Below are 14,192 nucleotides of genomic sequence, written 5' to 3'. Positions count from 1 at the left end.
CAAGTGCGCTTTAAGGTTTAACCATTAGCATCTTTTACGTGTTGAATCAGTAAATCGGCGACTTTTTGCTTTACTACACGCTTGTCAGCATCAGGGATCTCAAAACGATGTGCTAAAAGTGCAATCTCTTCATCACTTAGATTGAAACTTAACCTCTGACGGGTCTTTTTTGATTTAACTTCCAATCCTAAAATGCGCCTTATCATGTCAGACGGTGTCAACTCTTCGTCAATTGCACTTTTTTTAATAAATTTTTGCACTTCAGAGCTGAGGTCAAAAGCAAGTTGCGTTGCTCGAACCGCCTTCTCTTGCTTTTGCCAAGTATGTTTATTATCACTCATCCGTGTTACTTATTTTGTTTTGCGCGAATTCGGGCTAGGACGTCGGCACCTTTGCTAGCATCTTCCCCGATACCCGCTTCACGCATCTTGTCATGTAGAGATTTATCGTTACTTTCATCAGCGAGTTGCTGCGCAGCGTCTAACTGATCTTGCCTGTCCATTTGGCGCTGTTTTATGCGCTCCAATGACTGTTTTGCTGATGCCATTGCTGAGTCACCAGAAGTCATTGTATCGTTGACGGCCATCGTAGCTTTTTGCACACTTTCTGTTGTTTTAACCATGCTTAATTGACGCTGGTTTTCAACGATGGTTTTTTCTGCTTGTTTAATTTGCTCTTTTAACTTTGCGACATTAGCAGAAAATGTATTGAGTATTTGTTGCTGCTCTGATTTTTCTTGTTCAAGCTCGGCAATTTTTCCCGCGATTTCAAGAGCGAGTGACTCTTCATCCTTATCCAGTGCCTGTGTTGCATAGGTTTCATGCTTGGCGATATCATCTTCTAACGCTTTAATAGCACGTGAGGTTTGTATTTCTTTGGCCATCACTTCTGTTAGACTACGCTTGGCCTCACTCAAAGCATCCTGTGCATCTCTGATCTCTTGTTCAAAAATTCGAATAGCATTCGCATCTACAATACCTTCACCCACTTCATTCACACCGCCTTTTACCGCAGTAAACAACTTCTTTAAAATACTCATATTCAATACTCCTTGTTATTCAGTCAAATAATCACTTATCGCGTCCAAAGCATCAATTGAATTGGCAGACAAGGTGACAATTTCATGGCCTAATTGTTCTAAGGTAGAGTTGGTAGAAAGCGCGCCAAAAATTGCGTATTTGTTGTCAATTTTAGCGAATGCACTAAGGGGCATGGGCACGTTCAAGCGTAATAACGTATCGTTTAGCTCTGCGTGTTTGTCAGCACTTATTTCTTGCTCTGTAAACAAGTAACAAATACACAATACTTGCTCTTCTGTACGTGTTACAAAAATAGGAAGCTCATCGTTTCCATCAACGATTACCTGTAGGACTTCTTGTCCAACATTGTTGATAAAAAACGACTCAAAACTGGCACCTTCAGTTTCATATTGCGAGAGTTTAATAGAAAGCTCATTTAATTCCATGTAACAGATTCCTTATGTCAAATTGGCATTTATTTAGCTAATAAAGCCTGTTTGTTTGTATGAGTTACGTACTTAGGTTTGCACGCTGTGACATATTATGTCAATAGCATTTTTGATAAAAACGCAAGTTTATTTGTTTATTTGGCACTCAAGTGTACCCCAAAAATCCTCTTAATCTTCAAAAAGAGACAAGCCCACTGCTTGATAACCACCTTTAATCGGTGAGGTTATTTTTTATGTCAGCCACTTTGACAATGTTAACTTGGCTCGTGTTTACATTGACTGGCAGTAATCCAGAATTTAGAGTTGGTTGGTAAGGGTTGAGGCGGGTAAAACGTACAGCTAGGGACTAAGCAAAAATCTAAGGTTGCAGTTAGTCGATATAAACAACTAACTGCTCATATCGGCTTAATATTTTCCTAATTTTGCCAGTAGGTTATTTTTAACGGCTGGCCATTCGTGGGCGAGTATTGAATAAACAGCGGTGTCTCGAATTGAACCATCTGACATAATCTGATGACTCCTTAGTACGCCGTCTAATTTAGCACCCAGTCTTTCTATGGCGGCTCGAGAAGCCTGATTAAAAAAGTGGGTTTTAAACTCTAATGACATCGCATTGCATGTGTCAAAAAGATGAGACATCAGTAAGTATTTACATTCTGTATTAACAGCAGTTCTTCTGACCGAATTCGAGTACCAAGTATAGCCAATCGACGCCCTTCGATGGTTTTCTTTGACATCATAGAATCGAGTAGTGCCCACTATTTTATTGTCATGTTTGGTTTTGACTACGTAGGCTATTTCGCCAAGTTCCATACCAGCTAGTGCTTTATCAACATAAGCATGCATATCTTCAGGGGAAGGTACTGACGCATACCAAAGTCGCCAATTTTGTCCGTCATTTACGGCGGCAATGAGATCTTCACAGTGTGAACGCGCAATAGGCTCTAGTAATACAACTTCACCCTCTATTGTTCCACTTGTTAGCCACATGTTTTATCTCCTTGACTCAATAAGTTAAGGAGAATTGTAAATGAATCACAAAAAATAAAAAGTGAAGATGTTTATTCAGTCAATTTTTATGATTTTTCTGGCAATTTGCTTATCTTGTGATGGCGTACTAGTGTGAAAAACCTGCTCATAGCAGCTTAATTCACCCTGTTTATCCAATTCATGGCAAGTAAAATGAATCCCAGTATTTTGATAGCTTTTTTCGCTTCGAATTGCTGACCATTGATCTTCTAACAATGAATCGAAGTGATCACCTAAAGCATCGTCTAATATCCGTTTCATGTCTAATGTTGATACGCTAACACCGGTGTCGCTCAACTCTACCTTACGAAGTTTTACTCGGTTTGAGTTTTTCTCCAGTATCCGCTCGCCTTCCTTAAGTTCGTGCTTATTTTCTAGTTCTTGTAAAAGAATGATAGAGAGATCTCTGATAATGTGTGTCTGTATTAGCTGAAACACGCTCTCTGTTGAACACCCACCAGCTTTAGATGCGATATCCAAGATATGCAGAAGATCTTTGTCCGGTAGGCTATTTTGCGATATACACATGCCATATTGGGCATCATTTATAACCGTAAATTCAACTTTTTCATCACCTTGAATCGGCAGTGAGGGAATTTCAATAGTAGGGTGACAACTGGCAATGAGGAATTGCTCGAAGCCCTTCATAAATGCTATTTGCAAATAACCAGGTTCTACTTGTTTGATACGTAAAATATAGTTCGCCTCAACGTCAGCTCGAAGCTTGCCGCATGACGCGTCTAGTTTATCTTTATAGTAAATACTGTATTGACCATCTTGCATCGTAATTCCCTACTCATGCAGCCGCCGTCCTCAATATTCAGCTCGATAATGATCGACAAAATTTTCCACATCAGAGCGCTGATATTGGCATTAAAGAGGCTTCACACCGATATCACAGTTGTTTAACAATTTTGAATATGATAGCTGCTGGATGTATTTTTAATTGTTATTGTTTAAGTATTAATCTAAAGCCAAATACCTAAAATGTAAATAATCAATTTACACTTTAGTATACTTAACCAGCTTCTAGACTTAGGTCGAGGAAAGGTAGCTAGTAATGTACGTCGTTATACCCTATTCCAAGCAATATAACCTCAGTCATTACCTTTTATTGGCAACAAACTCTATACACTCAAACAGCTGAATGTCTCATTCAGTTTAGTAAGGCAAAGCGCATATTAAATACGCCCTCAGCGACCTCTTCTATCTCGATAGAAGCGGAATGGCGATATAAATTTAACTGGGTTAAAAGCCTCGTCCGATCTTCTACAGATGATACATCTTCATCCAAAAGCAAAGTCGCATTGATATAGTGCTTTTTTGATTCGGTATACTTACGCGCTTCAGTATCGCGTTCTTCGTATTCAATTTGTTCGATCAATTTATGGTCCATAGCACATCTTTATTGCAAGTTATTTAACGCTAATAACTATATAAAAGTCCTTGTAGCTCAACTATTACAAAGTATTACACGTGCGAACAATTTAGTCTACACATCAAGCCCGGACAAATCACCTAACTGATTCATCATGGGCGAACGCTGATTTATAGTAAACATTTTCTGGTCTTTGTCACCTTCTTCTTCATTCACAAAAACTACCCTTAAGCCATTGTTTTTATGTAATTAAAAACTTTACCCTAGTACAATTAACAATATGTACCTTCGTCGCTCGGTGTATCATCTGCATGCCCTAATAACCACAACAAAGAGTTGCCTCACCCATGAGCAACCGTTTTTCCTTGAGCATACCTGGGATCTCTAAACAAGATCACAACAAACCCATTCTGCGCAATCACGATCTCCGCAAACCTACAAGACACAATATCACTAGACTTAAAGGCTCCTTGTAGGTCACGCAGTGTTTTTCTATTGTTAGCCCCCTCCTTAATTATAATTCACATCAATAACATTCAGAGAGTCTCAGTTATAAACATAACAATATGGGACGAGTAAAGCTCGCCCAGAAAAATAAAAAAAAGCTTGCCAATACATTCTTTGAGAATAGAATACCCCACCAATAGAGCACAAGCTCTATATAACAAACTATTAAGGATGAATAATGAAAAAACTAATTACCTGTCTTATGGCATTGTGTGCATTCAACGCTTCAGCAAATAGTGAAGAGTTAAACGCTAAACTATTATCAAATAAGATTAAAATTGTTGCTTTTGGTAAAAGTGGCTGGGATGACCGTTGGAGAGAACCAACTTGTAGCATTACAAAAACAGACAAAGATGAATATGGCCGCCCCTACCTAACTAGCCACTATGATATGTGTAGATGCCAAAATAGCATTGAAGCAAAATATTTAGTAGAAGACACAAGAGATAACCCTAAAGACGAATTAGTGATTTGCTATATAAATAATAACTAATTCGATGGCTGTTAAGGTCAGATATATCTCTGACCTTATACAAAGAAACCGACCTCATAGCGAGGTCAACGTCCTATTTATCAAGCGCATATTGAATACAAGCAGCATCTTAGCCAGATGACTTAATCCTCACAAAAGATTCGCATCAAATACTTCGAAGCTCTGATTTTAAGAAAAGTTTAAGATTGATCGGAATTTTATATTGCAAAGTAACAAGCATAAGATAGAAAAATTACCACGCCCCCCATACTAATGTTACAATGTAACGCTATTTACGACTTTCATTTTTATTTATAGGTATTTAAATGGCACCTTTGCAACTAGAAACATATATCAAATACAGCAAATTTGTCGCTTTGGCAGCGATTTTGATCAGCATTGTCGCTTGGACTGTTGAACTAACTGGCGTCGTCTATGTTTGCCCTTATTGTAGAACACAACGGACTGCCATTGGTCTTTTAGGGTTACTGTTGATCCTTCCCAGTGCATCTCACTGGATCTCCAAATACGCAGCGCTTGTTATTGGTTTTTTTGGTGCGGTGGTTGCTGCAAATCAGCACTTTATGGGCTGGAAGAAAATCTCAGCAGGTACTTTTAAATTTCATGAGCACATTGCCATGGATCCATTTATTTTATCAGGTATGGCCATGACGGGTATTATTGGTTTAGTGTTTTTACATTTAAAACAAGTAAACCCAAACAAAGTAAATGACTAGCTAAGCCTCTCAATTTATTGCAATCTCTTGGTCAGCACACTAAATTGAGTGCTGATCTGACTGAATCACTACAATCCATATACGCTCGGGTTCCTGCCGTCTTGTCGTATCAACTCTTCTAGCTCTTTTTTATAAGCTTGGTCTGCATCGTCGTTATGCCAATACCACCTGCCAAATAATTCTACCGCCAAGCGCATTATTTTAGCTTTAGCGTCACCGACACCAGATTCACACAACATGGAATAAAATAGCTCATCTGCTGCTGCTCTCTCTATCTCATGGGTATGATAAAGCCAATCGTGGACTAACGCCGCTTTCATATATCTAGGATTAAACGGGGTCCCTACCATGTGATAGGCCAGAGTAGGAATACTTGCGCCATCATATTGGAAAAACTTGGGTACCCAACGAACTTTACCGTTATGCTCATAAGGAAAGTCATCTACAAGTTCATAAGCATTCTCTAATTTATTTGAATGTGTCAAGATCACTGGCTTAAGGTTGAGTGCGTCCACGATCATTGCCCGAAAAAACAAACAGTGTAGTTATTCAAGCATGTAAATATGTCAGTTTTGCTAGGTAAAAATAGACGTGGATGGAGAAACTTTGGGAAAGATCACTAGTAAAATGAACAGCCAACAAGAAAAACTATGGCAACCCCGCCTTGGAGTTGCCATACTGGTCAAGTTGGTTTGTCCCTTATTCTTCTTCTTAGTTGGGACGCCAAGCATCCTCATACTGAAGGCTACTTGATATTAAGGGCTTGTTATTATTTTTATTGCCCAGATTTTGCTGTGGCACTAAGCCTCAACAAGGACCCATATTAGGTATCCCAATCACCTAAAGTCAACGAAAAAATAACTTTAATGTTTGAAATCGCTAATATTATTAATTTATTTATTCTTGAGCATTTATCCATGTCAGATGACTAATATTTGACATGCTATGTCTTATACCGCGAGCATAGAAGAGTGTGTAAGTAATAGGGTAAAGAAAAAGTAATATTTAAGACTAAGTACATTTTTATGAGCTCATCGCCAGCCCAGCTCAAATAACTAAAATTTTAAATTTGATACTCAGTTAGCCTATTAGAGTTATTCGCAACCATTATCGAGCTCTAATCGAGCGCCGTTTTCTTCCTATGGCTGTTAAACCAAGTATCTGAACAATATAACTTTTAAAATCATCAAACGTTAAGGGCCTAGCTCCTGCTTCAAAGAACTCGTTACACCACTTCGGTCATGCTAGTGCAAGTTAATTAAGCTCCAGTGTTATTTTCACAAAAAATATACATTTATATATGCATCGAGTTTATTTCAACGTCAATCGAAACTCTCTTTATAGAAAATAAAAGGATGACACATGTATAAGGTAAAATTGGCACTTTTGTGCTTATCGGTATTTGGATACTCACAGGCTGCTGCACACTCAAACGCCTCCGAGTATAATCGTTATGTGAATTTTAATTGGGGCGAATGCCCCAGCTCTTTTACCACCCCAGATAAGCGCAATCTCTGTTCCTTCGCGAAAGTCCCAGTTAACTGGGACAAACCAAATGACAAACAAATAGATATTTTGGTCTCAAAATATCCAGCAAAAAGTAACCAACCCAAAGGCCAAATTTGGTTTTTACAAGGTGGGCCTGGTTATTCCGCAAGCTTTTACGCCCAGCACTACGACACAACACTTGCCCAATACACACAAGATTATGATTTATACATCCTTGAACACCGCGGTGTGGGCTGGTCAACACATTTAGAGTGTCCAAACAAGCCTGGTGGCGACTACCAACAATATCAACAGTCGTGTTATGACGCACTCCATCAGAAATGGGGTGACGATTTATTTCACTTTAATACCACAGGTGCTGCACAAGACTTAGCCTACTCTATCGACAAAAGCCGAGCAACAAACTGGTTGCCTAGCTACGTTTATGGCGCATCATATGGAACGCTTTGGGCGCAACGCTTTACTCAAGTAGCACCGCAGGGTGCCCAAGCGATTATTTTAGATTCCATCGTACCATCGAAAGGGTTTAGCTTGGATCTCTGGGATGAGAACTTTAATTATATATTTAGCGGATTGGCTGAATACTGTAACGCTGATCCCTTGTGTCAAAGCAAACTTGGCAATGATTCAGAGCATACGGTCAAAACATTGTTAAATAAGGTTTATTCAAATTCCCACTGTCCGCAAACCAAGTTCAATCAAGATTCATTGCAAGCGCTATCCACATTACTCATGATGCGCTCTGTAGAAGGCGCGCTGATGCCGACTTATTATCGACTAGCGAGGTGTAATAGTGACGATGTTATTGCCCTTGATAACCTACATCAATTTATTTTTGAAGGTACTGGTCGTAAACTACTTGAGTTGCAGCCCAAACCAAAAAACGACTTCTCTCAGGTATTGTCCAGCCTCATTGTTCACAACGAGATAAGCCAAGAACATAGATCCCTTGAGGCGCGCCTCAACTACTGCAAAGATGCGGTATCTTGTATTCCTAAAGCACTGCTGTACAGCCGCTATATTCAAAAGGCGGTATGGGGAAACAAATATCGTAGTCAGTTTACCTATACTGACGTTCACCATTACATCCCGACACTCATGCTCAATGGTGATTTAGATCCACAAACGCCGCATAGTTACGCTCACGACTTTATGCGGACTTTTACCAACATAAACCAGCGTTACGTTGAATTCCCACAAATCCCACATGCCGTGATCTTTGAATCCCCTGCTGATACAAATACAGGCAATAACTGCGGAGTTGATGTAATGCAAAGCTTTCTGAACAATATATGGCAACAACCAAATACTGATTGCATTGCAAAATTGCATGGTCTCAATTTCAACTTGCCACCATTTGAAAGTACATTGCTGTTTGGAACCGAGAATGCATACGATGGCAGTGCACAAGTTATGACACTGGATTCATTAACAAGGCTACGAGATGCGCACCCAGAGAAGTTTTCGGCAGCCCGAGATACGTTAATGCGTGTATCAGATTTTTAGAAACTGATCAGATGAAGACGCCAATATGGCGTCTTTCGCAATACTAGCAACGACGTGAGCCACAAGCGCGGCAAGTCAAAGTCGCAGGACATTTTTTGCCAGTAATATCACAACCAAAATCTGAGTGAGCACGGCCACCTGCCACATTTGGTGTGTTTTGTTTTTCGAGCTCGTTATTAAGCTGTGTAAGTTGTTTGAAGTTTCTTTTTTTCAATTTAAGTTTCATTTTTAATTTCCTTTTGTTTACTTTTTAACCTCCACGTTACACTACCAGACAATCCTCTTAGTCTCAATATAGGTAATAAACGTATTCTCTACTGTTATTTAACGTTACAAATTTACCGCCGACTCATCGAATAAAACGTACTATATTTTCACTTTCCCTTTATACTCTTTTGGTTGTGAGTAAAAAACGCGCGTATAAAAATGAAAACTATCAACTCTGTAGCAAGTATCTTGACGGCGCTAAGCGTCGTAACTCATCAAGCCTCGGCTAAGGAAAATGTCGAGGACATATTTAAAAATAACTGTGCATCTTGCCACGGTGCTCAGTTACAAGGGGCTATGGCTGGCTCGCTGCTCGATACGCAGTGGCTTACTGATGGCTCAGATAAAGCTTTAGCAAACGCCATAAAAAATGGGCTACTCGATCGCGGAATGCCTGCTTTTGGGCATACCTTGTCTGAGCAAACTATTCGAACCTTAGTCGTGTATATTCGTGAAACAAGTTATAATGCCGACACCGCAAAACTAAAAGCGCCCACTTTAAGCAAACAATTCAAAACAAACCGTCACAATGTTAATACTCGAGAAGTACTTTCAAGCAAAGGTATTATTTGGGCTATGGACTTTTTACCTGATGGAAGCTTGATATATACACTTCGCCAAGGCGAATTATGGCGTGTTGACGCCAAAGGCAATCGCACACAAATCAAAAATACGCCCACAGTCTGGCATCGCGGACAAGGTGGCATGCTCGATGTGCTTCCTGACCCTGATTATGAAAAAAACGGCTGGATATATCTGTCCTACAGTAAAAAAACCGGCCAAAACAAGGCGGGGCGTGACATCGGGATCACAGCCATTGTTCGCGGAAAAATAAAAAACGGCCAATGGGCAGAACAACAAACCTTATTTGAAGCGCCAAAACACACACATAAAAACCGTGGCTGGCACTTTGGTTCGCGTTTTGCCATTGATAGAGAATACCTCTATTTTACCAACGGAGACGAAGGTCATCAGGATGATGCGCAAGATCTGACAACCCAAAATGGTAAAGTTCACCGTATTTATAAAGATGGTCGAATTCCAAAAGACAATCCTTTTTACAACAAAAAAGATAGTCTCAAAACAATCTGGACCTATGGTAACCGCAACCCACAAGGTTTAGTTAAACACCCTAAAACCAACCAAATTTGGTCAACTGAGCATGGTCCTAGAGGAGGTGATGAACTCAACTTGATCAGCAAGGGCGTAAACTACGGATGGCCAAAGACTACATTTGGTATGAACTATGACGGCTCGCCTATTACACCTCATACGGAACTACCAGGTATGCAATTGCCCGTTCACCAATGGACGCCTTCCATTGCTGTTGCAGGCATGAACTTTTATACAGGGAGTCAGTTTAAACACTGGCAGGGAGACCTTTTTGTTGGCAGCCTTGCAAAAAAACAACTGCATCGAATAAGAATCAAGGACAACCAAGTTATTGAAGATGAGATAATTCTGAAAGGACTTGGTCGAATTAGGGACGTTATCACCGCACCATCAGGCGAACTGTTTATTACTGTGAATGACCGTAATAGCAACACGAGCAAAATAGTTGCATTGAGTGCACAGAAATAACTGAAGTTGGTAGCGTTGCTGCAAAGCACGCTGCCTTTAGCCGCTTTGATTTATTATGATAATTTAAAAAATGACGCGGATGTACGCAGCCTCATAGACAATTCAACAACCTCTTTGACTGAATTAGACAAGTCGTTACTGGCCTGCGTCGAACGCTTTGTTGTTGCATCAACAGCTTCAACAGTTTGATTAATTTGATTGAGCCCCGTTTCTTGCTGCTTCGAAATAGACATAATGTTTTGCACAAAATGAGATGTTTTATTGGCTGCGGGGATGATGGTCTCCAACTGTTTACCTGCATTTTCAGCTAAGCTAACGCTATTGACAGCGGTTTTGCCAATTCGCTCCGATGCATTTTGACAGCGCTCAGCCAGCTTACGGACTTCACTTGCTACAACAGCAAACCCTTTACCGTGCACTCCTGCGCGAGACGCTTCAATAGTCGCGTTCAAAGCGAGTAAATTTGTTTGATAGGCAATCTCATCGATGATCTTCACTTGCTCGGCAATGGTCTTCATTGCGTCTATCGTTGTTTTCACCTTTTGTCCCCCATCGTTTGCTTCCTGTGTCGTATTAATTGCGACCTGCTCCGTGGCAAGCGCATATTCACTATTCGCTTTGATTGATTCGCTAATAGAGGTCACGGCTTGCTTTGTGTCCGCGACACTTTGCTCTTGAGACATCGCAGTGGACTCCATTTCTTTTGCTGTGCGAATAACTAACGAGGAGAATTGCTCGAGTGCCGTTGCACTTTGCTTCACCTCGAATACGACTGTTTTAAACTGCTTAGCCATGCCTTTTAACGCACGTATTAACCTGGCAGTCTCGCTATTACCGGTTACTTTTCTCTTGAAGTGCAAATGGCCTTGTGCCAACGCATTTGCAATGGAAACAGCCTCATTTATCGGCCCCGTGATAGAACGAGAAATAATAACAGCCAATAAAATTGCAGCTAAAAGACTAAACACACTTACCCAGATCACAAAGTTTTGAGATACCCTGTTGTCTTTTTGTAGTATCGGTCCTAATTCATCCTGCTTATCTTTAATATTCAATTTTAAAGATTCAATTTTACGTGCTGCTTGTTGGCCTATAACATCTAATCGCTCTCTTTTGAGGGCATTACGTTTATTAATAACATCAACGAGTTCTGTAAAGCGGCTCATATACCTAGGTGCAAGACTGCGCACGTTGACAAAATGTCGCCGCCGTATCTCATTTTGCAACTGTTCATCTAATTCTTTGAGGTTTCCTAAAAATACGCTGTACTCTCTGTTAACTTGCTCAACATCCTCACTGTCATTGCTATCCAAAAATTTGATCACGTGTAGCCTCACTAACAATAAACTTCGAAGTGCCAAAGACGCGTAAAATGCGGCCTCCATGTCATTGTCTTGGCGCGCGCTAAGTAATACCCGAGACAAATCTTGCTCCATCAAAGGCCCCATTTTGTTCAAGCTGTTGTGTACAATTTCATTGCGCTGTGCAATTTTTTCTTCAACTTTCGAAAACGTATTGGCGTATTGTGTTGCGAGATTTTCCACATCTATGAAAGTTTGTATTTGTTCATTGCTAGTTGCATCATGGTGAGCATTCGCCAATAGTTCATTCAGCGTTGCCATTCGTGTGCGCTCTTCTTGTAGAGCTGTCTGGCTGCCTGTATTGATATAATGAAGCGCAGCGATTCTAATCGTAAGTAAATTTGCTTGAACGCGCCCTGCGTTATTGGTGTTTCTTGCTAATGAGCGGTACTCTTTAAACCCATCAGCTGCAGTATTAAGTGCCTGAACAGACACTAAAACTGCACAACTAAACAAGAGCAATAACACACAAAAACCCAAACCAAGCCGACTCGATATTTTAAGCTGTGCAAACATATCAACCTACTGGTATATCCATACCTTTGGTATACAGTTCTAAAAATATAATACAACGGCTTCACATTGCTGGTTTTTATTGTAAAAATCTCATTAATCTACTTGCTTTTAAATTGAAAAATACCCTCAAAAATGAGTTAACACGCGCTATTTAGTTCTTTTTGCTTGGTGGAGCTTATTTCAATACAGACCTTTTCAGTAGGAGCGAGAACCGTTGCAATACCAAACACAACCTCTTCTTTTCTTTGATTGCTACATTGGCAATCGATGATCAATGAACCATGTTGAAAATCTTTGTCAATTACAGTTACTTTTGTGGTGATTACATCTCCTACTACAACAGGTAAAGCAAATTTTAGATCTTGTGAGAGGTAAACCGCTCCAGGCCCCGGAAGTTGAGCGCTTATTACCGCGGTGATCTGCGCAGCGGTCCAAGCTCCCTGTACGACAGCACCCTGAAAAGCCATATTGCTAGCATATTCTTTTGCAAAATTATCAAGACTTTCCTCTTCAGACAGTATGCTTAAGTCTTGGATATCACTCAATTGCACCTGCCGAATACGCATTGCACTCTGGCCTATTTCAATGTCTTCAAAAACAACATTCTCTAGTTTCATTTTTTACCCTGTCATCTAGACGCAATTATCAATATAGCTCTCTGACGCAATGACTATTATTGCCTCAATTGACTCAGTCCTTGAGACATGCACCAGAGATGTTGAAGCGCATAATATAATCATGATTTAAAGAATATTTTCCGATACTGGCTTATTTATTTCCCATTGTACCTATAACCTAGTCACTAACTTGACCATGCATTTTGCCAAGTGCACAAACCGTACCTTGTTGACCTCTAGTGCCAATCGCTTTCGCTGCAAAATCGGCCATCCGAGTCTCAATTTAGTCCTTCGACATATGTTTTTTGGTCTAACTACAGTATAAAAGCGAGACTTTTCATAAATAAGTCAGTTTATAGGGGTTACTTAGCTGGCAAATAAATAAGCAGTTTTATGAATATAAAATTAACGATAGGCCATTGAATAATAAAAATAATAATAAACTTTTTAACTTTATCGTTAGCGCTTTACATAGGCGTAATAAACAGTATGATTCGTTCCGATTCAAACAACACCTATAAGGAAGGAAATGAAATTACTTGCCTTAGCATTATCAAGTGCTCTAATTTCAACAGCAACATTTGCTAGCGACACATTTAATTTTGATTACGTTGGCGCAGGCTACGCCAAATTTAAGCTTAAAGAAGAAGATGGCGATGTCAGCTTAAATGGATTTACAGTAGAAGCGAGCAAACAGCTTAGCGAAAACTGGGTTATCTCTGCGCAATATTTAGATACTTCAAAAGATATGGCTAAATCTAGTGTCGAAAAATATAGCAATGGAACTTATTCAACACATCTGGAATTTAACAATGACATTGCACAGTGGAATATAAACACAGCCTATATTATTCCCTTAGAAAACAATGCATTGTTAGAATTTGTTGGCTCAATTGGCCGCATTAATATGGATAATGATACTTTTATAGAGCAAACGATTGATTTTTCAGAAACTCATGGAGAAGAACGCTCACCTTTGCATGATCAATGGAGCTACGGCTCGCAATACCATTCAAGCACTTACGGTATCGAAGCAAATTACCACATTGCTCTTTTAGATAACCTTAGAGCCAGCGCAGGTCTTGGTTATCAACGCATTAAAGAAGCCGACGATAAGAATGAACTTGTCTATCAATTTGAATTAGCTTATGACATTACTAATGACTTTACTATCAGCGCAACTTACCGAAACGTAGATGTATACGAGAATCATTTTGTAACTGTTAGATATAACTTTTAAATGC

The 14,192-nt window shown here is 39.8% G+C and carries 15 protein-coding genes; 5 read left to right on the top strand and 10 right to left on the bottom strand.

All coding sequences use genetic code 11. From position 1 onward, the window contains the following. Positions 1-17: 17 nt before the first annotated feature. The 6 genes from MHN81_RS19715 to MHN81_RS19690 all read right to left on the bottom strand — a co-directional run bounded on the left by MHN81_RS19715 (position 18) and on the right by MHN81_RS19690 (position 3,893). Complete coding sequence (locus MHN81_RS19715) at positions 18-341, bottom strand: hypothetical protein (protein ID WP_023401404.1); 324 nt, start codon at positions 339-341, stop codon at positions 18-20. Between the two features lie 5 nt (positions 342-346). Further along, positions 347-1,039 carry a PspA/IM30 family protein gene (locus MHN81_RS19710; RefSeq protein ID WP_023401403.1) on the bottom strand — a complete coding sequence of 231 codons (693 nt, stop codon included), beginning with the start codon at positions 1,037-1,039 and terminating at the stop codon, positions 347-349. 15 nt (positions 1,040-1,054) lie between these two features. Continuing rightward, positions 1,055-1,465 (bottom strand): DUF2170 family protein, encoded by a 411-nt coding sequence (locus tag MHN81_RS19705; RefSeq protein ID WP_023401402.1) that lies wholly within the window; start codon positions 1,463-1,465, stop codon positions 1,055-1,057. 408 nt (positions 1,466-1,873) lie between these two features. After that, entirely contained in the window at positions 1,874-2,458 is a 585-nt protein-coding gene (locus MHN81_RS19700) for a GNAT family protein (protein WP_023401401.1), read from the bottom strand. Between the two features lie 75 nt (positions 2,459-2,533). Further along, the gene (locus MHN81_RS19695) at positions 2,534-3,280 is read right to left on the bottom strand and encodes a hypothetical protein (RefSeq protein WP_023401400.1); all 747 of its coding nucleotides are present in this window, start codon (positions 3,278-3,280) and stop codon (positions 2,534-2,536) included. Between the two features lie 373 nt (positions 3,281-3,653). Then, entirely contained in the window at positions 3,654-3,893 is a 240-nt protein-coding gene (locus MHN81_RS19690; protein ID WP_023401399.1) for a hypothetical protein, read from the bottom strand. 667 nt (positions 3,894-4,560) lie between these two features. Here MHN81_RS19690 and MHN81_RS19685 point away from each other — a divergent pair. Continuing rightward, complete coding sequence (locus tag MHN81_RS19685; RefSeq protein ID WP_023401398.1) at positions 4,561-4,875, top strand: hypothetical protein; 315 nt, start codon at positions 4,561-4,563, stop codon at positions 4,873-4,875. Between the two features lie 305 nt (positions 4,876-5,180). Then, complete coding sequence (locus MHN81_RS19680) at positions 5,181-5,591, top strand: disulfide bond formation protein DsbB (protein ID WP_023401397.1); 411 nt, start codon at positions 5,181-5,183, stop codon at positions 5,589-5,591. A gap of 68 nt (positions 5,592-5,659) precedes the next feature. Here the strand turns inward: MHN81_RS19680 and MHN81_RS19675 are convergent, their stop codons facing one another. Continuing rightward, a complete protein-coding gene (locus MHN81_RS19675; protein ID WP_172642428.1) occupies positions 5,660-6,106 on the bottom strand; it encodes a DUF1353 domain-containing protein in 447 nt (148 codons plus the stop codon). Positions 6,107-6,953: 847 nt separating this feature from the next. Here MHN81_RS19675 and MHN81_RS19670 point away from each other — a divergent pair. Then, positions 6,954-8,606: an alpha/beta fold hydrolase gene (locus MHN81_RS19670; RefSeq protein WP_023401395.1), complete on the top strand. Its 1,653-nt coding sequence runs from the start codon at positions 6,954-6,956 to the stop codon at positions 8,604-8,606. Between the two features lie 43 nt (positions 8,607-8,649). Here the strand turns inward: MHN81_RS19670 and MHN81_RS19665 are convergent, their stop codons facing one another. Then, positions 8,650-8,832: a hypothetical protein gene (locus MHN81_RS19665; protein ID WP_023401394.1), complete on the bottom strand. Its 183-nt coding sequence runs from the start codon at positions 8,830-8,832 to the stop codon at positions 8,650-8,652. Between the two features lie 200 nt (positions 8,833-9,032). On the opposite strand from MHN81_RS19665, the gene MHN81_RS19660 reads away from it, so the two are divergent. Then, positions 9,033-10,454: a PQQ-dependent sugar dehydrogenase gene (locus MHN81_RS19660; RefSeq protein WP_239426500.1), complete on the top strand. Its 1,422-nt coding sequence runs from the start codon at positions 9,033-9,035 to the stop codon at positions 10,452-10,454. A 53-nt stretch (positions 10,455-10,507) separates the two neighbouring features. Here MHN81_RS19660 and MHN81_RS19655 read toward each other — a convergent pair whose 3' ends face one another. Beyond that, positions 10,508-12,331 (bottom strand): methyl-accepting chemotaxis protein, encoded by a 1,824-nt coding sequence (locus MHN81_RS19655; RefSeq protein WP_239426499.1) that lies wholly within the window; start codon positions 12,329-12,331, stop codon positions 10,508-10,510. A gap of 137 nt (positions 12,332-12,468) precedes the next feature. Further along, entirely contained in the window at positions 12,469-12,948 is a 480-nt protein-coding gene (locus tag MHN81_RS19650; RefSeq protein WP_239426498.1) for a MaoC/PaaZ C-terminal domain-containing protein, read from the bottom strand. Positions 12,949-13,477: 529 nt separating this feature from the next. Between MHN81_RS19650 and MHN81_RS19645 the strand changes: the two genes are divergently transcribed. Further along, entirely contained in the window at positions 13,478-14,188 is a 711-nt protein-coding gene (locus MHN81_RS19645; RefSeq protein WP_023401389.1) for a hypothetical protein, read from the top strand. The last annotated feature ends 4 nt before the right edge of the window (positions 14,189-14,192 follow it).

Source organism: Pseudoalteromonas sp. Of7M-16 (assembly GCF_022347805.1).
Lineage (GTDB): Bacteria > Pseudomonadota > Gammaproteobacteria > Enterobacterales > Alteromonadaceae > Pseudoalteromonas > Pseudoalteromonas luteoviolacea_F.
Note: the sequence above shows the minus strand (reverse complement) of the source record. Positions and strands in the feature narration are given on the sequence as shown.

Bases quoted from the DNA above. Each gene is read 5' to 3' on its own strand.
- MHN81_RS19685 (WP_023401398.1), top strand. From the start codon at position 4,561: ATGAAAAAACTAATTACCTGTCTTATGGCATTGTGTGCATTCAACGCT.
- MHN81_RS19680 (WP_023401397.1), top strand. From the start codon at position 5,181: ATGGCACCTTTGCAACTAGAAACATATATCAAATACAGCAAATTTGTC.
- MHN81_RS19655 (WP_239426499.1), bottom strand. From the start codon at position 12,331: ATGTTTGCACAGCTTAAAATATCGAGTCGGCTTGGTTTGGGTTTTTGT.
- MHN81_RS19700 (WP_023401401.1), bottom strand. From the start codon at position 2,458: ATGTGGCTAACAAGTGGAACAATAGAGGGTGAAGTTGTATTACTAGAG.
- MHN81_RS19715 (WP_023401404.1), bottom strand. From the start codon at position 341: ATGAGTGATAATAAACATACTTGGCAAAAGCAAGAGAAGGCGGTTCGA.
- MHN81_RS19695 (WP_023401400.1), bottom strand. From the start codon at position 3,280: ATGCAAGATGGTCAATACAGTATTTACTATAAAGATAAACTAGACGCG.
- MHN81_RS19650 (WP_239426498.1), bottom strand. From the start codon at position 12,948: ATGAAACTAGAGAATGTTGTTTTTGAAGACATTGAAATAGGCCAGAGT.
- MHN81_RS19665 (WP_023401394.1), bottom strand. From the start codon at position 8,832: ATGAAACTTAAATTGAAAAAAAGAAACTTCAAACAACTTACACAGCTT.
- MHN81_RS19645 (WP_023401389.1), top strand. From the start codon at position 13,478: ATGAAATTACTTGCCTTAGCATTATCAAGTGCTCTAATTTCAACAGCA.
- MHN81_RS19660 (WP_239426500.1), top strand. From the start codon at position 9,033: ATGAAAACTATCAACTCTGTAGCAAGTATCTTGACGGCGCTAAGCGTC.
- MHN81_RS19690 (WP_023401399.1), bottom strand. From the start codon at position 3,893: ATGGACCATAAATTGATCGAACAAATTGAATACGAAGAACGCGATACT.
- MHN81_RS19670 (WP_023401395.1), top strand. From the start codon at position 6,954: ATGTATAAGGTAAAATTGGCACTTTTGTGCTTATCGGTATTTGGATAC.
- MHN81_RS19705 (WP_023401402.1), bottom strand. From the start codon at position 1,465: ATGGAATTAAATGAGCTTTCTATTAAACTCTCGCAATATGAAACTGAA.
- MHN81_RS19710 (WP_023401403.1), bottom strand. From the start codon at position 1,039: ATGAGTATTTTAAAGAAGTTGTTTACTGCGGTAAAAGGCGGTGTGAAT.